Origin of the sequence: Terracoccus luteus, assembly GCF_003635045.1 — a bacterium.
In the GTDB taxonomy this organism is placed as follows: domain Bacteria; phylum Actinomycetota; class Actinomycetes; order Actinomycetales; family Dermatophilaceae; genus Terracoccus; species Terracoccus luteus.
In genome coordinates, this window is the sequence record NZ_RBXT01000001.1 from 1,049,308 (window position 1) to 1,074,152 (window position 24,845).

Annotated in this window: 20 protein-coding genes; 18 read left to right on the top strand and 2 right to left on the bottom strand. The window is 73.8% G+C overall.

The features are described from left to right. The first annotated feature begins 136 nt into the window (after positions 1-136). From dxr to DFJ68_RS04900, 8 genes are all read left to right on the top strand, one after another. The gene (gene dxr, locus DFJ68_RS04865) at positions 137-1,378 is read left to right on the top strand and encodes a 1-deoxy-D-xylulose-5-phosphate reductoisomerase (RefSeq protein WP_121031482.1); all 1,242 of its coding nucleotides are present in this window, start codon (positions 137-139) and stop codon (positions 1,376-1,378) included. Between the two features lie 205 nt (positions 1,379-1,583). Next, complete coding sequence (locus DFJ68_RS04870) at positions 1,584-2,930, top strand: M50 family metallopeptidase (RefSeq protein WP_121031484.1); 1,347 nt, start codon at positions 1,584-1,586, stop codon at positions 2,928-2,930. 149 nt (positions 2,931-3,079) lie between these two features. Beyond that, a complete protein-coding gene (gene ispG / locus DFJ68_RS04875; RefSeq protein ID WP_121031486.1) occupies positions 3,080-4,240 on the top strand; it encodes a flavodoxin-dependent (E)-4-hydroxy-3-methylbut-2-enyl-diphosphate synthase in 1,161 nt (386 codons plus the stop codon). After that, positions 4,241-4,903: a nucleoside/nucleotide kinase family protein gene (locus DFJ68_RS04880; protein ID WP_121031488.1), complete on the top strand. Its 663-nt coding sequence runs from the start codon at positions 4,241-4,243 to the stop codon at positions 4,901-4,903. A 250-nt stretch (positions 4,904-5,153) separates the two neighbouring features. Further along, a complete protein-coding gene (locus DFJ68_RS04885) occupies positions 5,154-9,173 on the top strand; it encodes a Pls/PosA family non-ribosomal peptide synthetase (RefSeq protein WP_121035093.1) in 4,020 nt (1,339 codons plus the stop codon). 35 nt (positions 9,174-9,208) lie between these two features. Then, positions 9,209-10,516 carry a M1 family metallopeptidase gene (locus DFJ68_RS04890; RefSeq protein WP_211333270.1) on the top strand — a complete coding sequence of 436 codons (1,308 nt, stop codon included), beginning with the start codon at positions 9,209-9,211 and terminating at the stop codon, positions 10,514-10,516. 322 nt (positions 10,517-10,838) lie between these two features. Continuing rightward, positions 10,839-11,255, top strand: coding sequence for an STAS domain-containing protein (locus tag DFJ68_RS04895; RefSeq protein WP_121031489.1), 417 nt, complete (start codon positions 10,839-10,841; stop codon positions 11,253-11,255). Positions 11,256-11,339: 84 nt separating this feature from the next. Continuing rightward, entirely contained in the window at positions 11,340-11,822 is a 483-nt protein-coding gene (locus DFJ68_RS04900; RefSeq protein ID WP_121031490.1) for a nucleoside deaminase, read from the top strand. Here the strand turns inward: DFJ68_RS04900 and DFJ68_RS04905 are convergent. Next, positions 11,788-12,561: a 4'-phosphopantetheinyl transferase family protein gene (locus DFJ68_RS04905; RefSeq protein WP_147431510.1), complete on the bottom strand. Its 774-nt coding sequence runs from the start codon at positions 12,559-12,561 to the stop codon at positions 11,788-11,790. The genes DFJ68_RS04900 and DFJ68_RS04905 overlap by 35 nt on opposite strands. 73 nt (positions 12,562-12,634) lie before the next feature. Here DFJ68_RS04905 and DFJ68_RS04910 point away from each other — a divergent pair, with 73 nt between their 5' ends. From DFJ68_RS04910 to DFJ68_RS04955, 10 genes are all read left to right on the top strand, one after another. Further along, the gene (locus DFJ68_RS04910; protein ID WP_121031492.1) at positions 12,635-13,480 is read left to right on the top strand and encodes a GNAT family N-acetyltransferase; all 846 of its coding nucleotides are present in this window, start codon (positions 12,635-12,637) and stop codon (positions 13,478-13,480) included. Further along, positions 13,477-13,920, top strand: a complete 444-nt coding sequence (locus DFJ68_RS04915; protein WP_276330690.1) for a DoxX family protein — start codon at positions 13,477-13,479, stop codon at positions 13,918-13,920. Before DFJ68_RS04910 ends, DFJ68_RS04915 begins: the two co-directional genes overlap by 4 nt. A 151-nt stretch (positions 13,921-14,071) precedes the next feature. Next, a complete protein-coding gene (locus DFJ68_RS04920; protein WP_170165701.1) occupies positions 14,072-15,124 on the top strand; it encodes a GNAT family N-acetyltransferase in 1,053 nt (350 codons plus the stop codon). A gap of 133 nt (positions 15,125-15,257) precedes the next feature. Continuing rightward, entirely contained in the window at positions 15,258-17,108 is a 1,851-nt protein-coding gene (locus DFJ68_RS04925) for a proline--tRNA ligase (RefSeq protein ID WP_121031496.1), read from the top strand. Then, positions 17,108-17,884, top strand: coding sequence for an HAD family hydrolase (locus tag DFJ68_RS04930; protein WP_121031498.1), 777 nt, complete (start codon positions 17,108-17,110; stop codon positions 17,882-17,884). Before DFJ68_RS04925 ends, DFJ68_RS04930 begins: the two co-directional genes overlap by 1 nt. Before the next feature lie 10 nt (positions 17,885-17,894). Continuing rightward, positions 17,895-18,677, top strand: a complete 783-nt coding sequence (locus tag DFJ68_RS04935; protein WP_121031500.1) for a sulfite exporter TauE/SafE family protein — start codon at positions 17,895-17,897, stop codon at positions 18,675-18,677. A 141-nt stretch (positions 18,678-18,818) separates the two neighbouring features. Then, positions 18,819-20,297, top strand: a complete 1,479-nt coding sequence (locus tag DFJ68_RS04940) for a ferredoxin reductase family protein (RefSeq protein WP_121031502.1) — start codon at positions 18,819-18,821, stop codon at positions 20,295-20,297. 131 nt (positions 20,298-20,428) lie between these two features. Then, on the top strand, positions 20,429-20,911 hold the full coding sequence (locus tag DFJ68_RS04945) for an FMN-binding protein (protein ID WP_245963474.1): 483 nt from the start codon (positions 20,429-20,431) through the stop codon (positions 20,909-20,911). Next, positions 20,908-21,705: an FAD:protein FMN transferase gene (locus tag DFJ68_RS04950; RefSeq protein WP_245963475.1), complete on the top strand. Its 798-nt coding sequence runs from the start codon at positions 20,908-20,910 to the stop codon at positions 21,703-21,705. The genes DFJ68_RS04945 and DFJ68_RS04950 overlap by 4 nt, the downstream gene beginning before the upstream one ends. A 189-nt stretch (positions 21,706-21,894) precedes the next feature. Continuing rightward, positions 21,895-22,710: a class I SAM-dependent methyltransferase gene (locus DFJ68_RS04955; protein ID WP_121031506.1), complete on the top strand. Its 816-nt coding sequence runs from the start codon at positions 21,895-21,897 to the stop codon at positions 22,708-22,710. Here DFJ68_RS04955 and DFJ68_RS04960 read toward each other — a convergent pair. Continuing rightward, entirely contained in the window at positions 22,697-24,802 is a 2,106-nt protein-coding gene (locus DFJ68_RS04960) for a thioredoxin domain-containing protein (RefSeq protein WP_420823650.1), read from the bottom strand. The genes DFJ68_RS04955 and DFJ68_RS04960 overlap by 14 nt on opposite strands. Between the last annotated feature and the right edge of the window lie 43 nt (positions 24,803-24,845).

The following is a 24,845-nucleotide window of genomic DNA, read 5'->3' on the forward strand; positions in this document are numbered from 1 at the left end:
GTCGAACGCGTTGTTGGTGCTCGAACGCGTCGGTGCACGGGCGCGTTCGACGCCCGCCGGCGCGCTCGACCTCGAACGGTTTGTTCGAGGAGCAAGCCGGCGCGCGGGGGGCGGGCAGCATCGGAGCTTTCCGGGGATGCGCGAGACTGTCCGGGTGACGGATGCCGTGCAGCCCACCAGTCCCTCCGGCGAGCGCGCGCGCCGCGTCGTGCTGCTCGGCTCGACCGGCTCGATCGGCACGCAGGCCATCGACATCGTGCAGCGCAACCGCGACCGGTTCGAGGTCGTCGGGCTGTCGGCCGGCGGCAACGTCACCCTGCTGGCCGAGCAGGCCGTGACGCTCCGGGTGCCGGTGGTCGCCGCCGCCTCGGCCACCAGCGACGAGCTGGCGTCGGCGCTCGCGGCGGCCGCCGACCGTGCCGGCGTCCGCGGCTACGACCCCGAGCTGCTCGTCGGCGACCGGGCCAGCACCGAGCTGGCCGGGCGCGAGGCCGACGTCGTCGTCAACGGCATCACCGGCGCCATCGGGCTCGAGCCGACCCTCGCCGCCCTGCGCGCGGGCACGACCCTCGCCCTGGCCAACAAGGAGTCGCTGATCATCGGGGGCCCCCTCGTCAAGGCGGTCGCCGGGGCCGACCAGATCGTGCCGGTCGACAGCGAGCACTCCGCCATCGCACAGTGCCTCCGCGGGGGCCGGTCGCAGGAGGTGCGGCGGCTCGTCGTCACGGCCAGCGGCGGTCCGTTCCGGGGCCGGTCACGGCCCGAGCTGGCCGACGTCACCCCGGCCCAGGCGCTCGCGCACCCGAACTTCTCGATGGGGCGGGTCATCACGACGAACTCGGCCACGCTCGTCAACAAGGGCCTCGAGGTCATCGAGGCGCACCTGCTCTTCGACGTGCCGTTCAGCGCCATCGAGGTCGTCGTGCACCCGCAGCAGATGATCCACTCCATGGTCGAGTTCGTCGACGGCTCGACCATCGCCCAGGCCGGTCCGCCCCGCATGCTCGTGCCCATCGCCCTCGGCCTCAGCTGGCCCGAGCGGGTCGCGGACGCCGACGTCCCCGTCGACTGGACGAAGGTGCAGTCGTGGGACTTCGAGCCGCTCGACGACGAGGCGTTCCCGGCCGTGGCCCTCGCCCGTCGGGTGGGGGAGGCGGGCGGCACCTGGCCGGCCGTCTACAACGCTGCGAACGAGGTCGCCGTCGACGCGTTCCACGAGGGTCGGCTGGGGTTCGTCGACATCGTCGACACCGTGACCGCGGTCGTCGACGCGTACGGCGCCGAACCGGCATCCGACCGCGACGCCGATCTCACCCTGCAGGACGTGCTGGCCGCCGACGCGTGGGCCCGGGAAGCGGCATCCGCCCGGACGGCCTAGCCGCCTGTGAATCAGGCCCGGCGGCTGTCGAGCCGTCAGCGTGTGACGCCCCGCACGGGGGGCGCACGTCGCTGGGCGTCGCCGGGCATCGCCGGCCCCTGACGTGCGCGGCTGCGTGCGAAAGCCCGCGGGGTGCAAAGGGCCACCGCACGCACCCCCCGGTCGAGCGGATCGGTTTCACAGCGTGGCGGTGTGAGAATGGGCCGTGCTCTTCGTCCTCGGCGTCCTCATCGTGTTCGCGGGGGTCGCCCTGTCCATCGCGCTCCACGAGATCGGCCACCTCCTGCCGGCCAAGAAGTTCGGCGTCAAGGTGACGCAGTACATGGTCGGCTTCGGGCCGACGGTCTGGTCACGCCGCAGGGGGGAGACCGAGTACGGGGTCAAGGCCATCCCGCTCGGTGGCTACGTCCGCATGATCGGCATGCTGCCTCCACGACCCGGCGACCGGCCCGGCGAGCTGCGCGAGCTCTCGACCGGGCGCTTCAGCCAGATGGTCGACCAAGCCCGCAACGACTCGATGGTCGAGATCCAGCCGGGCGACGAGGACCGCGTCTTCTACAAGCTGCACCCCGCCAAGAAGATCGTCATCATGCTCGGCGGGCCGATGATGAACCTCGTCATCGCCTTCGTGCTGCTGACCGGCGTCATCACGCTGTACGGCCTGCCGCAGGTCGTGCCCAAGGTGGGACTGCTGTCGTCGTGCGTCCCGACGGCCGCCCCGACCCTGCAGGTGCCGCAGCCGAAATGCGCGACGGGCGACCCGCAGTCGCCGGCCGCGGCCGGTGGGCTGAAGGCGGACGACCGCATCGTCTCCGTCAACGGTCAGTCGATCTCGACGTGGGACCAGGTGACCGCCCTCATCCGCGACAGCGCCGGCACGCCGCTGCGCCTCGTCGTGCAGCGCGGCGACGCGCAGGTGCCGCTCACCGTCACCCCGGCGGCGCTGCAGCGACCCACCTTCGACGCCCAGGGACAGCCGGTCACCCGCGACGGCCAGCTCGTGCTGAGCCGCGTCGGGTTCCTCGGCGTCACCCCGGCGCAGGAGCTGGTCAAGAAGCCGATCTACGACGCACCCGCGTTCGTCTGGGAGCAGACGGTGCAGACGGCATCCGTCGTCGTGAAGATCCCGCAGAAGATGGTCGGCGTCGTGCAGGCCGCCTTCGGCTCGGGGGAGCGCGACCCCAACGGACCCATCTCCGTGGTCGGCGTCGGCCGCATCGGCGGCGAGGTCGCGGCGCTCGACGTGCCCGCCGACGAGGGCGGCAACTGGCTCAAGCTCGCCCAGCTCGTGCTGCTCATCGCCTCGCTCAACCTCGCGCTCTTCGTCTTCAACCTCGTGCCGCTGCTGCCCCTCGACGGCGGGCACGTCGCCGGCGCCCTCTGGGAGTCGGTCAAGCGCGCGGTGGCCCGGGTGCGCGGGCGCCCCGACCCCGGCTACGTCGACGTCGCCAAGGGCCTGCCCATCGCGTACGGCATGTCGCTCGTGCTCATCACGATGTCGGTGCTCCTCATCTACGCCGACATCGTCAAGCCGATCGACCTCTTCGGCTGACAGCGCGCCGAGCCGACCACGTGCGGATGCCGGTCGGCCCGGTCGCGTGACTCGGCTCGGGCTCGCGTGGGCGGTGACGCCTGCCACAGCGGGCTCCGTGGGGCCACCGCGGTGGGGTCTCGCGGCGACACCCGCGCCATACTGGAGGCATGAGCGTCTCCCTCGGCATGCCGCCGCTGCCCCCGCCGGTCCTCGCACCGCGGCGGCCCACCCGCCAGATCCAGGTCGGCAAGGTCGGGGTCGGCAGCGACTTCCCGGTCTCGGTGCAGTCGATGACGACGACGCCCACCACCGACATCAACGCCACGCTGCAGCAGATCGCCGAGCTGACGGCCTCCGGCTGCGACATCGTGCGCGTCGCCTGCCCGAGCCAGGACGACGCCGACGCCCTGCCGGCGATCGCCCGCAAGAGCCAGATCCCGGTCATCGCCGACATCCACTTCCAGCCGAAGTACGTCTACGCGGCCATCGACGCCGGCTGCGCCGCCGTGCGCGTCAACCCGGGCAACATCCGCCAGTTCGACGACCAGGTCAAGGAGATCGCCCGCGCGGCCAAGGACGCCGGCGTCTCGATCCGCATCGGCGTCAACGCGGGCAGCCTCGACAAGCGGATCATGGAGAAGTACGGCAAGGCGACGCCCGAGGCGCTCGTCGAGTCGGCGGTCTGGGAGGCCAGCCTCTTCGAGGAGCACGACTTCCACGACTTCAAGATCTCGGTCAAGCACAACGACCCCGTCGTCATGGTGCGGGCCTACGAGCTGCTCGCCGAGCGCGGCGACTGGCCGCTGCACCTCGGCGTCACCGAGGCCGGCCCCGCGTTCCAGGGCACCATCAAGTCGGCCACCGCCTTCGGCGCCCTGCTGAGCAAGGGCATCGGCGACACCATCCGCGTCTCGCTCTCGGCCCCGCCGGTCGAGGAGGTCAAGGTCGGCAACCAGATCCTCCAGTCGCTCAACCTGCGCCCGCGCAAGCTCGAGATCGTCTCGTGCCCGTCGTGCGGTCGTGCCCAGGTCGACGTCTACACCCTCGCCGACCAGGTGACCGCCGGCCTCGAGGGCATGACCGTGCCGCTGCGCGTCGCCGTCATGGGCTGCGTCGTCAACGGCCCGGGTGAGGCGCGCGAGGCCGACCTCGGTGTCGCGTCCGGCAACGGCAAGGGCCAGATCTTCGTCAAGGGCGAGGTCATCAAGACCGTCCCCGAGAGCCAGATCGTCGAGACCCTCATCGAGGAGGCCATGCGCCTCGCCGACGAGATGGGCGAGCCCGTCGACGAGGAGTCGGCAGGGACGCCGTCGGTCACCGTCGGCTGAGTGTCCACGACCTCACCGCAACGGGATGCCGTCGTGCGCAGTCTGCGCGACGGCATCGTCGCGCTCCGGCCCCGTGAGCGGGTGGCGGTCGCCGTCGACGGTGTCGACGGGGCCGGCAAGAGCGTGCTGGCAGCAGAGCTCGCCGCCGAGGTCGCCCCGCACCGCCGGGTGCTGCACCTGACGGTCGACGGCTTCCACCGGCCGCGTGCGCAGCGCTACCGCACCGGCCGGGGGCCCGAGGGCTTCTACCGCGACTCCTACGACTACGACGCGCTGCAGGCGCTGGTGCTGCAGCCCTTCCGGGCCGGACGGCCGGTCATGACGGCCGTGCGCGACGTCGCCACCGACCGCGCCCTGGGGCCCGAGCCGGTGCCCGTCGGGGCCGACACGGTGCTGATCGTGGACGGCATCTTCCTGCAGCGCCCCGAGCTGGCCGGCGCGTGGGACGCCGCCGTGTTCGTCGACGTCCCGTTCGCCGTCTCGGTGCCGCGGGGCAACGACCGCTTCGCCGGCGACCACGACCCCGACCCGGAGGCGGCGTCGAACCGGCGCTACGTCGAGGGCCAGCGGCTCTACCTCGCGGACGCCGACCCGCGCGCGTCGGCGACGTGGGTGGTCGACAACACCGACCTGGCCCATCCGGTCCTGCTGAGCCGCCCGTGACCGGGCGCCGCGCCGCCTGAACCGTCGAGGCCGGGAGGGTCCGAGCGGTACCCGGCCTCGGCTGGTCTGCCACCGAGGGCGCCGGTGGGCTCGTCGACCGCGACGGCGCCCACCGGCATCCGGCGACCATTCGACGAGGGCTACGCGCCCTCTTGACGGGAGGGCGGCGGGACGGGACACCGGGTGTTCACCTGCTCTCACTACACTCCGCGACGACCGCCCAGCCGGGGCGCCGGACCGAGGAGTGCGCGTGACCGACCCGCTGCTGGCCGCAGAGCGGGCCGCCGCGCCACGCACCCTCGTCGACGTCCTCGCGGCGACCGTCGCGGCACACCCCGACGCTCCGGCGCTCGACGACACCCGGTCGGTGCTCACCTACGCCGAGCTGGCCGAGCACGTCGAGGCGATGGCGTCCGCACTGCTCGCGGCGGGCGTGCGACCCGGCGACACGGTCGGGGTGCGGGCGCCGTCGGGCACCCACGACCTCTACGTGTCGATCCTCGGCATCCTGCGTGCGGGGGCCGCCTACGTGCCCGTCGACGCCGACGACCCGCAGGAGCGGGCCGACCTCGTCTTCGGCGAGGCGCGGGTGAGCGCCGTCGTCACGGCCGGGCGCACCATCGAGCGGACCAACACACGCACCGGCACCGGCACCGGTACAGAGACAGGCGAACCCCTCGACGCGGCAACGGAACCCGCTGCACCCGCCCTGCCCGACGTGCAGCCGGCCGACGACGCCTGGGTCATCTTCACCTCCGGCTCGACGGGGGTGCCCAAGGGCGTCGCCGTGACCCACCGCTCGGCCGCCGCGTTCGTCGACGCCGAGGCGCGGATCTTCCTGCAGGACAGCCCGATCGGGCCCGACGACCGCGTGCTCGCCGGCCTGTCGGTCGCCTTCGACGCGTCGTGTGAGGAGATGTGGCTGGCGTGGGCGCACGGGGCGTGCCTCGTGCCGGCGCCCCGCGCCCTGGTTCGCACCGGCATGGACCTCGGCCCGTGGCTCGTGGCCCAGGGCATCACCGTGGTCTCGACGGTGCCGACCCTGGCCGCGCTCTGGCCGGTCGAGGCGCTCGAGCCCGTGCGCCTGCTCATCTTCGGCGGGGAGGCGTGCCCGCCCGACATCGTGGCCCGTCTCGCCACGCCGGAGCGCGAGGTCTGGAACACGTACGGCCCGACCGAAGCCACCGTCGTCGCGTGCGCCGCGGTCATGACGGGCGACGGCCCCGTGCGCATCGGCCTGCCCCTCGACGGCTGGGACCTCGTCGTCGTGGGGGAGGACGAGCGACCCGTCGAGCCCGGCGCCACCGGTCAGCTCATCATCGGCGGGGTGGGCCTGGCCCGCTACCTCGACCCGGCCAAGGACGCCGAGAAGTTCGCGCCGATGCCCACCCTCGGGTGGGAGCGTGCCTACCGCTCAGGCGATCTCGTCGTCAACGACCCCGACGGCCTCGTCTTCGTCGGACGCGCCGACGAGCAGGTGAAGCTCGGTGGGCGACGCATCGAGCTCGGGGAGGTCGACGCGGCCCTGCAGGGCCTGCCCACCGTCACGGGGGCGGCGGCGGCCGTCAAGACGACCCCGAGCGGCACGCAGGTGCTCGTCGGCTACGTCGTGCCGGTCGACCCCTCCACGTTCGACGCGGCCGACGCCACCGCGCGGCTGCGTGACGAGCTGCCGGCCGCGCTCGTGCCGCTGCTCGCCGTCGTCGCCGAGCTGCCCACCCGCACCTCCGGCAAGGTCGACCGGGCCGCGCTGCCGTGGCCGCTGCCCGGCGCGGCCGGTGGCGCCGACGACGGCGACGACGACGCGCTTACCGGTACCGAGGGGTGGCTGGCCGAGCAGTGGACGAGCGTGCTCGGCGCCCGCGTCACCTCGGCCGACGCCGACTTCTTCTCGCTCGGCGGCGGCAGCCTGTCGGCCGCGCAGCTCGTCTCGCTGCTGCGCCGTCGGGCGCCCACCGTCACCGTCGCGGACCTCTACGACCGGCCGCGGCTCGCGGCCCAGGCCGAGCTGGTCGAGGCGTCGCAGCCGAGGGAGGGCGAGGGCGCACCCACGCGCCACGTCCGCCGCATCCCCCGTCGTACGCAGCTCGTGCAGACCGTCGTCTCGCTCGTGCTGCTCACCGTCAAGGGCCTGCAGTGGGTCGTGGCGCTGGTCACCGCCACCGAGCTGCTGCGACTGCTCGACCTCGCCCCCTGGGCGAGGCCCACCTCGTGGTGGGTGCTCGCCGTCGGCTGGGTCGCCTTCGTGACGCCGGTGGGGCGGATGTCGCTGTCGGCGCTGGGCGCCCGCATCCTGCTGCACGGTGTGCGACCCGGCACCTACCCCCGGGGTGGGCGGGTGCAGCTGCGGCTGTGGGCCGCCGAGCGGCTCACCGAGGCCCTCGGCGCCGTCTCCATGGCCGGCGCCCCGTGGATCCTCGTCTACGCGCGTGCCCTCGGAGCGAGGGTCGGCCGCGGCGTCGACCTGCACAGCGTGCCCCCGGTCACCGGGATGCTGACCCTCGGCGACGGAGCCAGCATCGAGCCCGAGGTCGACCTCTCGGGCTACTGGATGGACGGCGACGTCGTGCACGTCGGCGCCATCCATGTCGGGGCCGGCGCGAGCGTCGGTGCCCGAAGCACCATCGGCCCGGACGTGCGCATCGGTCGCGGCGCGCTCGTCGAGGCCGGGTCGACCGTGCTCTCCGACGTGTCGGGGGCGACCACCGTGGCCGGGTCACCGGCCCGCCGCGTCGGTGGCGGCGGCAGCGGCTCGGGCCGCTGGCCCTCGGAACGGCCGTCGCGACGCGTGGCCTGGGTGCCGGTCTACGGGGTCTCGTCGGTCGGGCTCGCCCTCGTGCCGCTGCTGTCGCTGCTGCCCGCCCTGCTCGTGCTCGCCCCGATGCTGCGCGGGGCGACGTCGTACGCCGACGCCGCCGGCACCCTGTACGCGGCCGTACCGCTCGTCACGGTGCTCGCCTTCCTCACCCTGGCTCTCGTGACGGTCGTCGTCGTGCGGCTGCTCGGTCTCGGCCTGAGCGAGGGTTTCCACCCCGTGCGCGGCCGGGTGGGCTGGCAGGTGTGGATGACCGAGCGGCTGCTCGACCAGGCCCGCACCATGCTCTTCCCCGTCTACGCCAGCCTCGCCACCCCGACGTGGCTGCGGCTGCTGGGCGCCCGCATCGGCAAGGACGTCGAGGCCTCGACCGTGCTGCTGCTGCCGCGCATGACGACGGTCGCCGACGGCGCCTTCCTCGCGGACGACACCCTCGTGGCCGGCTACGAGCTCGGCCGCGGCTGGATGCGCATCGAGCGGGCCAAGATCGGCAAGCGCGCCTTCCTCGGCAACTCCGGCATGACCGCGCCCGGTCGCCGGGTGCCGAAGAACGGGCTCGTGGCCGTGCTGTCGGCCGCGCCGCAGAAGTCGAAGGCGGGCTCGAGCTGGCTGGGCAGCCCGCCGGTGCGCCTGCGCCGCGCGGCCCAGGGCGGTGACGACGAGCGCACCTTCGCCCCGCCCACCCGCCTCAAGGTGCTCCGCGGTCTCGTCGAGCTGTGCCGCATCGTGCCCGTCATGGTCACGGTCGCCCTCGGCGTCACCGTCCTCGTCGCGCTGGCCTGGGTCGTCGACCGGATGGGCCTCGTCGTGGCCGCCCTGCTGTCAGGGGTGGTGCTGGCCGCCGTCGGCGCCGTCGCCGCGGCGGTGACGACGGCGGCCAAGTGGGCGGTCGTCGGGCCGATCCGCGCGGTCGAGCACCCGTTGTGGAGCTCGTTCGTCTGGCGCAACGAGGTCGTCGACACCTTCGTCGAGATGGTCGCCGGCCCCTGGTTCGCGTGGACGGCCACCGGCACCCCCGCCATCAACGTCTGGCTGCGCACGCTCGGCGCCCGCATCGGGCACGGCGTGTGGTGCGAGACGTACTGGCTGCCCGAGGCCGATCTCGTCACCCTCGGCGACGGCGTCACGGTCAACCGGGGCTGCGTCCTGCAGACGCACCTCTTCCACGACCGCATCATGGCGATGGACGCCGTGACGCTCGGACAGGGGGCGACGCTCGGCCCGAACGGGGTGATCCTCCCCGCCGCCGCCATCGAGCAGGGGGCGACCGTGGGGCCGGGCTCGCTCGTGCTCCGCGGGGAGTCGGTCCCGCCCGGCAGCCGGTGGACGGGCAACCCCATCGCCCCCTGGCCGCTCGACGCGACGGCCACCACGACGGCATCCGACCCGGGGGTGGGTGCACTCGGCGGCCGATCGCCGGACGGGCGGGCCACCGACGTCGGGGCCGTCCGCTGACCGCGTCCCGCGCGCCACGTCATACGCTGGGCGCCGTGTCCGCCACCCCCGCCGACCCCTACGTCCCGACGAGGGGCGACGCGTCGTACGGCGTGGAGCACTACGACCTCGACCTCGACTACCGCGTGTCGACCAACCGGCTCGCCGGGCGCGCGCGGCTCGACGTCGTGGCGCACGAGCCGGTGCGGCGCCTGCGGGTCGACCTCGTGCACCTGCGCGCGACGAAGGTGACGGTCGGGCGCACGGCGGTGAAGTGGGCCCAGCGCGGCCCGCACCTGACCGTCACACTGCCCCAGGCGCTGGCGGTGGGGGAGCGGGCGGAGGTCACCGTCACCTACTCCGGCAACCCTCGCCCGGTGCGCTCGAGCTGGGGCGAGGTCGGCTGGGAGGAGCTCGACGACGGCGTGCTCGTGGCCAGCCAGCCGACGGGCGCCCCGACCTGGTTCCCGTGCAACGACCACCCGCGGGACAAGGCGACCTACCGCATCGCCTTCGAGTGCGACTCTCCCTACGCCGTCGCGGTGACCGGCACGCTCGTCGAGCAGCGGGTGCGCGGCTCGCGCACCCGGCACGTCTTCGAGCAGCGCCACCCGATGGCCACCTACCTCGCCACGGTCCACGTCGGGCAGTACGAGCAGGTCGTGCTGGCGGACGGCCCGGTGCGCCAGGTGCTCGTCGCGCCGGTGCCGCTGCGTGCGCAGGTCACGACGGAGCTGTCGCGCCAGCCGCGGATGATGGAGCTGTTCACCCGGCTCTTCGGGCCCTACCCCTTCGACGACTACACCGTCGTCGTCACCGCCGACGAGCTCGAGATCCCCCTCGAGGCCCAGGGCATGGCGACGTTCGGCCCGAACTACCTCAGCGGTCGGCGCACCCACGAGCGGCTCGTCGCGCACGAGCTGGCCCACCAGTGGTTCGGCAACAGCCTGACGGTGAAGGCGTGGCGCGACATCTGGCTCAACGAGGGGTTCGCCTGCTACGCGGAGTGGCTGTGGTCGGAGGCGTCGGGCAGCCAGACCGCGAACGCCCTCGCGTCGCAGCACTGGCGCCGGCTCTCGCTGCTGCCGCAGGACCTGGTGCTCGCCGACCCGGGCCCGGCGACGATGTTCGACGACCGGGTCTACAAGCGGGGCGCGCTCGCCCTGCACGCGCTGCGCGCCCACCTCGGCGACCCGACCTTCTTCGAGGTCGTCGCGACGTGGGTGGCCGCCAACCGCTACGGCTCGGTCTCGACCGCCGACTTCCTCGACCACGTCGACGACCTCGACGCCGACGGGGACGCCGTGCCGCTGCTCGACGCCTGGCTCTGGCAGACGCCGCTCCCGGCGCTGCCCCGCATCTGAGGCCTGACCCGGGTCAGCCGACGGTCACGAGAGGCGTGCTTCCCGCGGTCGGTCTCACCCACCTCCACCCACCGGCTGCGCCGAACGAACCGTTCGAGGCCGAGCGCGCCGCGGGGTGACGAACGCGGTGGTGCACGGGCGAGTTCGACAGCCGGCGAGCCGTTCGACCGCGAACGACTCGTTCGACGCGGCGAGAGGGGGGCCGAGTTCGGGCCGAGGCCCTGTTTCGGCCGGGTTTCTGCGGGTAACCGACACGTGCGGCACGACTCCGTGCGCTTGCCGCCGCCGACCACGAGGCGGTGCTCGACCCGAGAAGGACCCGATGCCCGACCGCGCCACCCGCACACCCACCGGCCACTCCACCGACCGCCCCACCCCACTCGACGGCTCCGACGAGCGGGTCGGTGGCCGACGGCCGGTTCACCCGACGATGACGACCGTGCTCGACGACGGTCCGCCGCGACTGCTGCACGTCAGGGGTCGCGTGGACGGCGCGACGGCCTCCACGCTGGGTGAGCAGATCGACGAGGCGTCGCGACGCGGGTTCTACCGACTGCACCTCGACCTCACCGGTGTCGACGAGCTCGCTGACGAGGCCGTCGCTGCGCTGAGGCGGGCGCATCGCCATCATGCGGCCCACAGCACCGAGCTGTCCGTGCTGACGGCCGCGGGCACCGAGGTGGACGAGGTCGTGGCGGCCGCCGGTCTGCCCCGCACCCCGGTGAGCGTCGCCGGATGAGAGGCCCACTCGCACGTCGCGGCTGCCGACACCGAAGACCGGCGGCCTGATTCTTCTGCCGCCGTCGCCGGGTACGACCGGGCGATGACAGACGCACAGCAGACGTTCATCGACCTCGCCGTCCACCTCGCCCTCCAGAACGTCGAGGAGGGCGGCAAGCCCTTCGGCTGCGTCGTCGTGCGCGACGGCGAGGTCGTCGTCCAGGCGACCAACCACGTCGCCCAGACCGGCGACCCGACCGCCCACGCCGAGGTCATGGCGCTGCGGGCGGCAGCCGAGCAGGGCGTCACGAGCCTCGAGGGCCACGACGTCTACGTCACCGCCTACCCGTGCCCCATGTGCCTCGGCGCGCTCTACTACGCCCAGCCCGACCGGGTCTTCTTCGCCGCCACCCGTGAGCAGGAGGGCGAGCACTACGAGGACGGCAACCGCCTCATGACCCTCGCCACGTTCTACGACGAGTACGCGAAGCCGGTCGAGGAGCGCAACCTCGCCGCCGAGCAGCTGCCGGTGGCCGACCCCGCCGCGCCCTTCACCGCGTGGAAGAGCCGGCACCCCGACGAGTGAGCTCGCCTGTCGCAGAGACGTTCTCGTCCGTGTCGCGAGCGGCGGCCGCGACGAGGGCGAGGGCGCAGACGTGCCCGTCGACCGGGGTGGCGACGTCGTGCACCACGACCGTCGGTGACCTCGGCACGACCGTGAGCGGGACCCCGGCGCGCGGGGTCGTCATGGATGCCGGGTCGACGCGCAGCCCCACGCCGAGCGACTTGAGTGCCGCCTCCTTGCGCACCCACGACACTGCGTCGGCCACCCTGCCCGCAGGACCCAGCGCACCGGCATCCGGTGGGTGTCGCTCGTCCGGGTGGAGCGCGACCTCGGCGAACCCGTCGAAGGCCACGCCGTCGACCCGCTCGACGTCGACGCCGACCGGCCCTCGGCGTGTGGCGGCCACGACGACGAGCGAGGTCGTGCGTGAGAGGGACAGGTGCAGCCCCGGGTGGTCGAACAGCCGGGGCCGCCCGTGCGGTGCGGCGCAGTCGGGGCAGTCACGCGCGACGCGCACGTCACGGGGCCGGATGCCGGTCAGCCCGGCCACGAGGTCACGGGCCAGCAGGTGCGCGGTCGCGTAGGAGGCAGCGGTCGGCGGGTGCCGCAGGACGCCGAGGCGCTCCCGCTCGACCGGGTCGAGGTCGTCGAGACGGTGCCGCCAGCGGGCGGGCTCGGGCGTCGCGAAGGCGACGGCCACCCCGTCGACGACCTCGCGCGCCACACCGTCGGCGGTGGGGGAGGGCGGGGTGGGTGGCACCGGACCAGCCTGCCGCATCTCGCCACGGCGCGGCCGAGGTGACACGGCCGGTCCCGGCAGGCAGGCTGAGGGGGTGCTGCGCCAACGCTCCCCGGTACGGCCGCTGTCGTCCGCCGACCGCGACGCCGCCCTGGCGCTGTGCGCCCGGAACCGCGTGGCCAACGTGTTCGCCGCCGCCCGCATCGGCGAGGGAGCGCTGCGCGGGCACCCCAACTCCGTGCTCGGCCACTGGGGCGAGGGCGGGCTCCGCGGGCTGGCCTGGGTCAGCGCCAACGTGGTCCCCGTCGAGCTCGACGACGACGGGGTCGCCGCCGTGGCCCACCGCATCTCTCGGCAACGACGCCAGTGCGCCTCGATCTTCGGTCCGACGGAGCAGGTCGAGGGCCTGTGGGAGCGTCTCGGGCCCACCTGGGGTCCGCCCCGCTCGGTGCGTCGTCACCAGCCGCTGCTGACGACGACGACCCCGCCGTCGCGGCTCGGGGTCGAGGTCGACCCGCGCGTGCGACCCGCCCGCCCCGACGAGGTCGACCTCGTCCTGCCTGCGGCCGCGCACATGTTCACCGAGGAGATCGGCTACCCGCCCTACTTCGGCTCGGACCGGGCCTACCGCGGCGGCATCTCGGCGCTCATCCGGGCCGGGCACACCTTCGTGCGGGTCGAGGACGGCGAGGTCGTCTTCAAGGCCGACGTCGGCTCGCTCGCGCTGGGCTGCGCGCAGATCCAGGGCGTGTGGCTGCACCCGCGGCTGCGCGGTCACGGGCTGGCGCTGCCCTCGATGGCCGCCGTCGTCGAGCTGGTCCTCGACGGGATGGCCCAGGAGGTCTCGTTGTACGTCAACGACTTCAACCATGCAGCGCGCCGCCTCTACGAGCACTGCGGCTTCACCGAGGTCGGCTCGTTCACGACGGTGCTGCTGTGAGCGCACGCGCGTCGGATGCCGGATGGCGCGGCCTCGACCGCGGCGCCCGCGGGCTCGTCACCGCCTTCGCGGTCTCCGGTGTCATGCACTTCGTGCGCCCCGCGCCGTTCGAGGCGATGGTGCCGCGGGCGCTGCCCCGTCGTCGTGCGCTGGTCCACCTGTCGGGGGCGGCCGAGCTCGCCTGTGCCGCAGGTCTGCTCGTACCCCAGACCCGTCGGGTCGCGGGCATCGCCGCTGCCGCGGTGCTGGTCGGGGTCTTCCCGGCGAACGTCGAGATGACACGTCAGGCGGCGCGCCGGCTGCAGCGTCACCCGCAGGACAACGCCGCTCGCGGGTTCCTCGCCGCCACCGTCGTGCGACTGCCGCTGCAGTGGTCGCTGGTACGGGTCGCCCTGCGGGCCGCCGGCGTCACCGGGCGTCGTCGGCCCGGGCGTCGCTGACGCCTGCGACGACCGCGCTCGCGTCGAGGCGCGCGGGTGCGTCGGGGGAGGCCCGGCATCCGGTCGCCTCGTGACCACTCGACGGGGGCTACGCGCCCTCTCGACGGTTATGCGTTTGCGGGGGGTGGCCGAGACTCTGGAGGATGCCGGGGTGACCGACCTCCCCGACGAGCCCACCGCCCGTGCCGCCCTCGACTCGTTCACCGGCATCCGGTGGCGTCCGCTGGAACGGGACGACCTCCGCGCCGTCGCCGACTTCTACCGGGAGTGCGAGACCCACGACGCCAACCCCGAGCGGACCGCGCTGTCGGACCTCGAGGAGTACTGGGACTCCGAGCGGTCGGTGCCTGAGGAGGACACCCTCGTCGCATGGGACGACGACGGTGCCGTCGTCGCCGTGGCCTGGTCGGGGTGCAACCGGGCGGTGACCGAGCGGCGCGGCGTTCACCTCGGGGGAGCGGTCCACCCGCAGCACCGTGGTCGGGGCATCGGGCGGGCGGTGCTGCGGTGGCAGATCGCCCACGCCGTCGCGTGGGACCGTCGCACTCGCACCGCGGGATTCGGCCCGCTCGTCGTCCGTCTGGCCGCGCCATCCGACCAGGCCGACGTGCGCGACCTCGCCGCGCGTCACGGGATGCCCACGGAGCGCTACTTCTTCGAGATGTCCCGACCGCTGACCGGGCTGACCGGGCTGTCCGACGTACCGTCGCCCACCGGCATCCGGCTGACGGGGTGGGCACCCGAGCGCAGCGCCGAGGTGCACCACCTGCTCAACGTCGCCTTCCGTGACCACTGGGGCCACGTCGACTCGACGCCGCAGATGTGGCAGGAGCAGACGGGCTCGAGCGCCTTCCGCCCCGGGTGGTCCGTGCTCGCGGTCGACGAGGCGAGCGACGAGGTCGTGGGCGCCGCCCTCAACACGGCCTACGAGCAGGACTGGGAGCCCCAGGGCTTCACCGAGGGCTACACCGACATGCTCGGGGTGGCCCGTGACCACCGCGGCCGCGGCATCGCCTCCGCCCTGCTGCTCGCGTCGATGCACCGCTTCCGCGAGGCCGGGCTCGAGGCCGCGGGGCTCGGCGTCGACTCAGACAACCCGTCCGGGGCGCTACGGCTCTACGAGGGACTGGGGTACCGGCGCACGGCGAGCACCGTCGTGCACCAGCTCGCGGTGGACGACGCCCGCGGGCCGGGCGAGGGCTGAGCGCACCCGTCGCCCCCGGCCGATATCCTGCCGGGGGCGCGGTCGCGCGCCCGCCTGCACGCCAGTCTGCCGTCCTTCTCTGCCCGTCCGCCTGCCCTGCGACCGCCGTCGTCCCAGCCCGAGGAGCGCCCCCGTGGCCCTGCACATGTCGTCCCTGTTCCTGCGCACCCTCCGCGAGGACCCGGCCGACGCCGAGGTGCCCAGCCACCGCCTGCTCGTGCGGGCCGGCTACGTCCGGCGCGTCAGCCCCGGCATCTACACGTGGCTGCCCCTCGGCCTGCGCGTGCTGCGCAACGTCGAGCGCATCGTGCGCGAGGAGATGGACGCCATCGGCGCCCAGGAGCTGCTCTTCCCGGCGCTGCTGCCCAAGGAGCCCTTCGAGGCGACGGGCCGCTGGACCGAGTACGGCGACAACATCTTCCGCCTGCACGACCGCAAGGGGGCGGAGTACCTGCTCGGCCCGACCCACGAGGAGATGTTCACCCTCACGGTGAAGGACCTCTTCAGCAGCTACAAGGACCTGCCGCTCTCGATCTACCAGATCCAGACCAAGTACCGCGACGAGGCACGTCCGCGCGCCGGCGTGCTGCGCGGCCGTGAGTTCGTCATGAAGGACAGCTACTCCTTCGACGTCGACGAGGCCGGCCTCGACAAGAGCTACCAGGCCCACCGCGACGCCTACGTGCGCATCTTCGACCGGCTCGGCTTCCACTACGTCATCGTCGAGGCGATGGCCGGGGCGATGGGCGGCAGCAAGAGCGAGGAGTTCCTCGCCACGGCCGAGGTCGGCGAGGACACCTACGTGCACTGCGCCTCGTGCGGCTACGCCGCGAACGTCGAGGCCGTCCGCGTGCCGACGCCGGACCCCGTCCCCCTCGACGGCCTCGCCGCCGCGCACGTCGAGGACACCCCGGACACCCCGACGATCGAGACGCTCGTCGCCCACCTCAACGAGCGCTTCCCCCGCGACGACCGCCCCTGGGCCGCCGGGGACACCCTGAAGAACGTCGTCGTCATGCTCGCCCACCCCGACGGCACGCGCGAGCCCCTCGCCATCGGCGTGCCCGGCGACCGCGAGGTCGACGAGAAGCGGCTCGGCGCGCAGGTCGAGCCGGCCGAGGTCGAGGCCTTCACCGAGGCCGACTTCACGGCCAACGCGGCCCTCGTCAAGGGCTATATCGGGCCCGGCGCGCTCGGCTCGGAGGGCTCGACCGGCATCCGCTACCTGCTCGACCCGCGCGTCGTCGAGGGCACGGCGTGGGTGACGGGTGCCAACGAGCCCGGACGCCATGTCGTCGGTCTCGTCGCCGGGCGTGACTTCACCGCCGACGGCACGATCGAGGCCGCCGAGGTGCGCCCCGGTGACGCCTGCCCCCGTTGCGACGGCACGCTCGAGGCGGCCCGCGGCATCGAGATGGGCCACGTCTTCCAGCTCGGCCGCAAGTACGCCGAGGCGCTCGACCTCAAGGTGCTCGACCAGAACGGCAAGCTCGTCACCGTCGTCATGGGCTCGTACGGCGTCGGGGTCTCGCGCGCCGTCGCCTGCGTCGCCGAGGGCAACCACGACGAGCTCGGTCTCGTCTGGCCCCGCGAGCTGAGCCCCGTCGACGTCCACGTCGTCGCCACCGGCAAGGACGAGGAGGTCTTCGTCAAGGCCGAGGAGATCGCCCGCGAGCTCGAGGCGCACGGGGTGAGCGCGCTCGTCGACGACCGGCGCGGCGTCAGCCCCGGCGTGAAGTTCAAGGACTCCGAGCTCATCGGGGTGCCCACGATCGTCGTCGTCGGCCGGGGTCTCGCCGACGGGCAGGTCGAGGTCAAGGACCGTCGCACGAACGAGCGCCGCTCGGTGGCGGTCGACGACGTCGTGCCCACCGTGGTCGCCGAGGTGCGCGGGACGGCATCCGTCGCCGGGGTGTCGGGCGGCACGGGCGACACGGGCGACACGGGCGCGACGGGCGCGACGGCCACCGACGGCGAGGCCTGATGGGCGCCACGGGCACGGGGCGACCCGTCGACGCGGTCGTCTTCGACTGGGGCGGCACGCTGACTCCCTGGCACGAGGTCGACCTCCCGCAGCAGTGGCGCGTCTTCGCGCGCGAGGTGCACGGCCTGCCCGTCGACGACCCGAGGATGCCGGTCGACGAGATCGCCGAGGCCGACTCGCTCGCGCTGCGGCTGGGTGAGGCGGAGGAGCGCGCGTGGAAGCGCGGGCGCGAGAGCCACGAGAGCGCGTCGATCGCCGCCATCCTCGAGGAGGCCGGGGTCGACCCCGCCCACGACCGCCACCACCTCGCCCTCGCCGCCTACCAGCGGTTCTGGGAGCCGCACACCCACACCGACCCGCAGGTGCGGCCGCTGTGGCAGGCCCTGCAGGCCATGGGGGTGCGCGTCGGGGTGCTGTCGAACACCATCTGGACGCGGGAGTACCACCGCGAGGTGTTCGCCCGCGACGGCGTGCTCGACCTGCTCGACGGCGACGTCTACTCGTCGGAGATCCACGTCGTCAAGCCGCACCGAGAGGCGTTCCTGCTCGCGTGCGAGGCGGTCGGGGTGGCTCCGGAGCGGGCCGTCTACGTCGGCGACCGGGTGTTCGAGGACGTCTATGGGCCCCAGCAGGTCGGCATGCGGGCGGTGCTCGTGCCGCACTCCGACATCCCCGAGAGCCAGCGGGTGGCGGTCGAGGCGCAGCCGGACGCCGTCGCCCACGAGCTCATCGACGTCGCCGAGATCGTCGACCGCTGGATCAGCGCGGCACTGTGAGCGCGTCGGCGTGAGCGACCCGACCCTCACCACCCTCGCCTTCCTCGGCGCCGCCGCCTTCGTCGCGGGCTGGATCGACGCCGTCGTCGGCGGCGGTGGGCTCGTGCTGCTGCCGGCGCTGCTCGTCGGGCTGCCGGGGGCCAGCCCCGCCCAGCTGCTCGCGACGAACAAGCTGGGCTCGATCTTCGGCACCGCCACGAGCTCGGTCACGTACTACCGGCGCGTGCGCCCCGACCTGCGCACGGCGCTGCCCATGGCAGGCGTCGCCTTCGTCGGGGCGGCCGGCGGTGCCCTCATCGGGCTGCACATCCCCAAGTCGGCCTTCAACCCGATCATCCTCGTGCTGCTCCTGCTCGTCGGCGCCTACACGCTGTTCAAGCCCGACCTCGGCTCGGAGGCGATCCGCAGGTTCCACGGCGCCCGGCACACCGCCCTGGCCATGCTGACGGGGTTCGTCATCGGGGTGTACGACGGGGCGCTCGGGCCCGGCACCGGCAGCTTCCTCGTCTTCACCCTCGTCGGGCTGCTCGGCTACACGTTCCTGCAGGCCAGCGCCAAGGCGAAGATCGCCAACTTCGCCACCAACCTCGGGGCGCTGGTCATCTTCGTGCCCATGGGGCTCGTCATCCTCAAGGTCGCCGTCGTCATCGCCGCCGCCAACCTCATCGGCAGCTACGTCGGCGCCCGCACGGCGGTGGCGCGGGGGAGCGGCTTCGTGCGCGTCGTCTTCGTCGTCGTCGTCAGCGCCTTCATCGTCAAGATCGGCGGCAGCCTGATCGGCTGGTGGGCCTGACCCGCGACGCGGGACCCGGGGCAGTGAGCCGGGGCAGTGAGCCGGGGCAGTGAGCCGGGGCAGTGAGCCGGGGCGCGGCTCACACACCCCTCCTTCGGCCACCACAGGATCGGCACAGCGGGGGTCGCGACGCTCGTCGTCATGAGCGCAACCGCCGTCGCGGGCCCACCACCTGGCCCCGAGCCCGCCGACCTGCCGGACGCGGGGTACGCGGCCGTACCGACCCGCATCCCCGACCGCGTCCCCGACCGCATCCTCGGACGTCGTGGCCCCCTGCCGCGGTGGTGGCGTGACGTCACGGCCGCGGCCGCGTGGGCACTCGTGCTGTTCGTCGTCGCCCTGTGGGTCGCCGCCGGCGGGCTGCAGCTGCTCGACGGTGCGGGCGACGGGCTCACCTCCGTGGGGCGCCTCGCCGGGCTGCTCGCGTCGGTGCTCATCCTGCTGCAGGTGCTGCTCATGGCCCGCATCCCCGTCGTCGAGCAGGCGTGGGGGCAGGACGAGCTCGCCCGGGTGCACCGAATCGTCGGCTTCACCTCCTTCTCGCTCATGCTCGGACACATCGCGCTCGTCATCGTCGGCTACAGCGTCGGCACCGACGCCGGGGTGATCGGCACATTCGTCGACGAGGTGCTGCACAGCCCCGGCATGCTGCTCGCGCTCGCGGGGGCGATCGCCCTCGTCATGGTCGTCGTCACCTCGGTACGCCGCGCCCGCCGACGGCTGCGCTACGAGTCGTGGCACCTGCTGCACCTCTACGCCTACCTCGGGGCCGGTCTCGCCCTGCCGCACCAGCTGTGGACCGGCCAGGACTTCCGCTCCAGCGCGGTGGCCACGGTCTTCTGGTGGGGCCTCTACGCGGCGGCCCTCGTCGCCGTGCTGGCCTACCGCGTCGCCGTGCCGCTGTGGCGCTCCCGCCGCCACGCACTGACGGTGTCGCACGTCGTGGCCGAGTCGCCCACCGTGACCTCGGTGGTCGTCACCGGTCGCGACCTGCACCGGATGCCGGTGCGCGCCGGGCAGTTCCTGCAGTGGCGGTTCCTCGACGGCCCGGGATGGACCCGCGCCCACCCGTACTCGCTGTCGGCCGCCCCCGACGGGCGGTCGCTGCGGATCACCGCGGCCGCGGTGGGCGACGGCAGCAACCGCCTCCGCGCCCTGCGACCCGGGACCCGGGTGCTCGTCGAGGGCCCCTACGGGCGGCTGCACGGCGGCGTACGCACCCGGCAGCGGTCGGTGCTCATCGGGTCCGGCATCGGCATCACCCCGCTGCGCTCGCTGCTCGAGGAGCTGCCCGCCGCCCCCGACGGGGTGGTCGTCGTGTACCGCGTCGGGACGCTCGACGAGGCGGTGCTCGCCGACGAGCTGCTGGCCCTGACGGCCGAGCGCGGCGGCCGGGTCGTCGCGGTCGTCGGCCATCGGCACCCGTCGAGGAGCAGCTGGCTGCCCGCGAGCGCCGGGGACCTCGACGACGCCGAGGCACTGCTGCGCATCGTCCCCGACATCGCCGAGCGCGACGTCTTCGTGTGCGGTCATCCGGCGTGGATGGACACCGTGCTCGCCGCCGCGCACCGGGCGGGCGTGCCGCGAGACGCCGTGCACCACGAGCGCTTCGCGTACTGACCGCGTACCGACCGCGTACCGACCGCGTTCTGACCGCCGACACCTCTGTCCTCCTCGACCGTTCTGCAGCACCCCTGCCGGCCGCCCCACCGAAAGCGAGACCCACGATGCGTCGCATCGGCCTCTGGGCCATGAGCACCCTGACCGTGCTCGTCCTGCTCTTCAGCTACAGCACCTCCCGCGGCGCCACCGCCACCGTCGTCACGGCCGAGACGCGCAGCGTCACGGCCACGAGCCGGCAGGACGCCGCCACGTCCGACGGGTCGGCGTCGACCACCCAAAAGCCCGCCTCGGGCGGTGACGGCACCACGTCGGCATCCTCGGGCTCGTCGGGCACCACGACCTACGACGGTGACGCGGTGTCGACCCGGTACGGCGACGTGCAGGTGCGCATCACCGTCACCGACGGGCGCATCACCGCCAGCGACGTGCTGCAGGTGCCGATGGAGGACCGTCACGACCAGATGATCAACAGCCAGGCGGTCCCGGTGTACGACCAGGAGGCCGTGCAGCAGCAGTCGGCGCAGATCGACGTCGTCAGCGGGGCCACGGTGACGTGGGAGGGCTACACGCAGTCGCTCCAGTCGGCCATCGACCAGGCGCACCTCTCGTGAGCACCACGACGCGCGCCACGCGACCCGCACCATCGGAACCCGCCCGCCGCGCGTGGGTCGAGCACGTCATGGGGATGCCGGTCAGCATCCACCTGCGCGCCGCCGACCCCGGGTGCGACCCGGGGTCGCGGGCCGCCACGGCGGCCGTGGCCGGGGCCTTCCAGACCTTCCGCGAGCTCGACGCGGTCTTCTCCACGTACCGCCCCGACTCGCAGCTGATGCGGCTGCGGCGCGAGGAGGTCGGCCTCGAGGCCTGCAGCTCGCTGCTGCAGCAGGCGCTCGCCATCGGCGAGCGGGCCGAGATCGTCACCCGACGTGCCTTCACGACCCTGCTCCCCACCGGAGAGGGCGACCTCGCCTTCGACCCCACGGGTCTCGTCAAGGGCTGGGCCGTCGACCTGGCGTCCGAGCACCTGACGACCCTGCCGGGGCTGTCGTGGTGCATCAACGCGGGCGGGGACCTGCGCGTCGGCGCCCACCCGGACCTGCCTCGCACCGGGGCCGAGGCGGTCCGGTGGCGGGTCGGTGTCGAGGACCCGCGCGACCGCACCCGCATGGCGGAGACCGTGACCCTCGTCGAGGGAGCGGTCGCCACCTCCGGCACGGCGGCGCGCGGGGCACACCTCTACGACCCCACCCTCGGCAGGGCGGTCGACCGACCCGGCTCGGTGACCGTGGTCGGTCCGACCCTGCTGTGGGCCGACATCTGGGCCACCGCGCTGTTCGTCGGCTCGGCTACCACCCACGACGCCTTCTCGGTCGAGGCCCCGCAGTACCGCAGCGTCAACCTCTAGCGCTGCGGCACTGGTCAGGCACGGGCGAGCGGAGGCGCTGGCGAGGGGTGCGGGCACGGTACCGGGCGAGGGGTGGGCACAGTGCCGGGCGAGCGGTGCGCGAGAGGCCGGTGAGATGTCGGTGACCTGTCGTCGCCGCCACGTGAACGCGTCGGCGGGCGACCGAGGGCGACGGGTAGCGTCGCGCGCGTGAACGGCAGCTCCACGTCATCCGGCTACACCCACGGCCACCACGAGTCGGTGCTCACCTCGCACCGGTGGCGCACGGCCGAGAACTCGGCCGCCTACCTGCTGCCGTACCTGCGGCCCGGGCAGTCGCTGCTCGACGTCGGGTGCGGGCCGGCCACCCTCACCGCGGACCTCGCGACGCGGGTGGCGCCGGGGCGGGTCACCGCCACCGAGACCGGACCGGCACCACTGGGGCTCGCGCGCGACGAGCTGAGGCGACGGGGGATCACGGCCGACGTCGTCGTCGCCGACGTGCACGCCCTCGACCTGCCCGACGACGCGTTCGACGTCGTGCACGCGCACCAGGTGCTGCAGCACGTCGCCGACCCCGTGCAGGCCCTGCGTGAGATGGCGCGGGTCTGCCGGCCCGGCGGGGTGGTGGCGGCGCGCGACGCCGACTACGCCGGCTTCACGTGGTTCCCCCGGCTGCCCGGGCTCGACGAGTGGCTGGCCCTGTACGAGGCCGTGGCCCGCTCCAACGGCGGCGAGCCGGACGCCGGCCGTCACCTGCTGTCCTGGGCGCACGCCGCCGGGCTCGCCGACGTCGAGGTGTCAGCCTCCGTCTGGTGCTACGCCGCCCCTGACGACCGGGGGTGGTGGGGGCGCAGCTGGGCGCAGCGCATCCTCGAGTCGGACGTCGCGACAGTGGCGCTCGAGCGCGGCCTGGCCAACCGGGCTGACCTGCAACGGATCTCGGACGCGTGGCTCGAGTGGTCGGAGCACCCCGACGGGTGGTTCACCGTGCCCCACGGGGAGATCCTCGTCAGCCCTCGCTGAGGGTCGCCGCGCCTGCGTCCGCCGGCGCACTGGCCGGCGGTGTGGCCAACGCTGCGGCCAGCTCGGCGGGGTCGGTGACGGGCCGGTCGCACACGAAGCCGCGACAGACGTAGGCGGCCGGTCCGCCGTCGACGAGCGGGCGCCCCTCCAGCAGCGGGATGCCGGGGGAGTCCGGCTGGCCGTGGACGAGGACGAGACCGGGGCTCGACGATGAGCGCGCCACGGCCAGCAGCCATTCCGCGTTCACGCTGGTGGCGGCGCCAATGTAGGTGCTGGTGTCGGCGCCGGTGCTGTTCGCGGTGCTGGTGTCGGTACCGGTCTCGGGGGCCGTCGCGGCGACGACGGCCACCTGCAGGGGTCCGGCGACGAGCGCCTCGGCGACCGCGAGCGTCCAGCCCCCGAACCGCGGCTCACGCGTGGCGAGGCCGAGCCCGGCCTCGGTGGCCCGACGGCCGGCCTCGATCGCGGCGGCGGAGCCGGTCAGCGCGCCGAGGGTGACGAGCGCGCCTGCCAGCGCGGCCTGGCCGGACGGCTCGGCGTTGTCGGAGGCGCTGCGCGGCCGGAGGTAGAGCTGCTCGGCGTCGGAGCCCGAGTCGTGGAAACCGCCGTCGTCGGCGGCGAACCGCTGCGTCGCGTCGTCGAGCAGCCCACGGGCGGCGTCGAGCCAGCGCGCCTCACCGGTGGCCTGGTGCAGCGCGAGCAGACCCTCGGCCAGGTCGCCGTGGTCGTCGGCGACGGCGAGGGCGGCACCCACCCGACCGTCGCGCGACGCCCGCCGCAGCCGGCCGTCGACGACGTGGGTGTCGAGGACGAACTCGGCGCACCGCCGGGCCTGCCGCACCCACTCCGGCTCGTCGAGCAGCGCACCGGCGTCGGCCAGCGCCGCGACGGCGAGACCGTTCCAGGCGGTCACCACCTTGTCGTCCCGACCCGGCTGCGGCCGGGTGGCACGGTGCGCCGCCAGTCGCGCCCGGACGTCCGCGAACCACGGCGTGTCGTCGGGGTCGGCCTGCAGCTGCAGCGTCGAACGACCGTGCTCGAAGCTGCCCTCGTCCGTGACGCCGAACAGCTCGGCGGCGTGCCGCCCGTCCTCGTCGCCGAGCACCTCGACGAGCCCATCCGGTGTCCACACGTAGGTGAGCCCCTCGACGCCCTCGGTGTCGGCGTCGAGCGACGAGGCGAACCCGCCCTCGTCGGTGCGCAGCGCCGTGAGCAGGAACTCGGCCGTCTCGCGAACGACCCTCTGCGCCAGGGGGTTCCGCGTCAGCCGCCACCAGTGCGCGTACACCCGCAGCAGTTGCGCGTTGTCGTAGAGCATCTTCTCGAAGTGGGGGACGACCCACCGGGCGTCCACCGCGTACCGGGCGAAGCCGCCGCCGAGCTGGTCGTAGGTGCCGCTGCGGGCCATCGCCGTCAGGGTGCGGTCCGCCATCCGCAGCGACAGGTCGTGCCCGGTCCGCGCGTGCTGACGCAGCAGGAACTCGAGGACCATCGACGGCGGGAACTTGGGCGCGCCACCAAACCCACCGGCATCCGCGTCGAAGGTGCGGGACAGCACCTCGACCACCTCGTCGAGCGACCCGGCATCCACCTGCCCCGGCGCCTCGGGGCGCAGCAGGTCACCGAGGGTCCCGGCCACGTGGGCACCCGAGGCGCGGACCTGCTGCTCCTGGGTGCGCCACGCCTCCTCGAGCGCCGCCAGGACGCGGAGGAGGTGGTCGCGCGGGAAGTACGTGCCGCAGAAGAACGGGTCGCCCTCGGGGGTGAGGAAGACCGTCATCGGCCACCCGCCGTGCCCCGTGGTGGCGGCGACGGCCGACATGTAGACGGCGTCGATGTCGGGTCGCTCCTCGCGGTCGACCTTGACGGCCACGAACCGCTCGTTCACGGCGGCCGCGACGGTGTCGTCCTCGAAGGACTCGTGCGCCATGACGTGGCACCAGTGGCACGCCGCGTAGCCGACGGACAACAGCACCGGCACGTTGCGGGCCCGCGCCTCGGCGAAGGCCTCCTCGCCCCACTCCTGCCAGTCGACGGGGTTGTCGCGGTGCTGCAGCAGGTAGGGGCTGGTCGCGTCGGCGAGGCGGTTCATCACCCCACGCTAGGCGACGGGGGACGGCGGTCGGGGATGGCGG

What these genes read in the sequence shown, in the direction of transcription:
- dxr (WP_121031482.1), top strand. Translation starts at nt 137, where the DNA reads ATGCGCGAGACTGTCCGGGTGACGGATGCCGTGCAGCCCACCAGTCCC.
- ispG (WP_121031486.1), top strand. Translation starts at nt 3,080, where the DNA reads ATGAGCGTCTCCCTCGGCATGCCGCCGCTGCCCCCGCCGGTCCTCGCA.
- DFJ68_RS04895 (WP_121031489.1), top strand. Translation starts at nt 10,839, where the DNA reads ATGCCCGACCGCGCCACCCGCACACCCACCGGCCACTCCACCGACCGC.
- DFJ68_RS04900 (WP_121031490.1), top strand. Translation starts at nt 11,340, where the DNA reads ATGACAGACGCACAGCAGACGTTCATCGACCTCGCCGTCCACCTCGCC.
- DFJ68_RS04930 (WP_121031498.1), top strand. Translation starts at nt 17,108, where the DNA reads ATGGGCGCCACGGGCACGGGGCGACCCGTCGACGCGGTCGTCTTCGAC.
- DFJ68_RS04940 (WP_121031502.1), top strand. Translation starts at nt 18,819, where the DNA reads ATGAGCGCAACCGCCGTCGCGGGCCCACCACCTGGCCCCGAGCCCGCC.
- DFJ68_RS04945 (WP_245963474.1), top strand. Translation starts at nt 20,429, where the DNA reads ATGAGCACCCTGACCGTGCTCGTCCTGCTCTTCAGCTACAGCACCTCC.
- DFJ68_RS04960 (WP_420823650.1), bottom strand. Translation starts at nt 24,802, where the DNA reads ATGAACCGCCTCGCCGACGCGACCAGCCCCTACCTGCTGCAGCACCGC.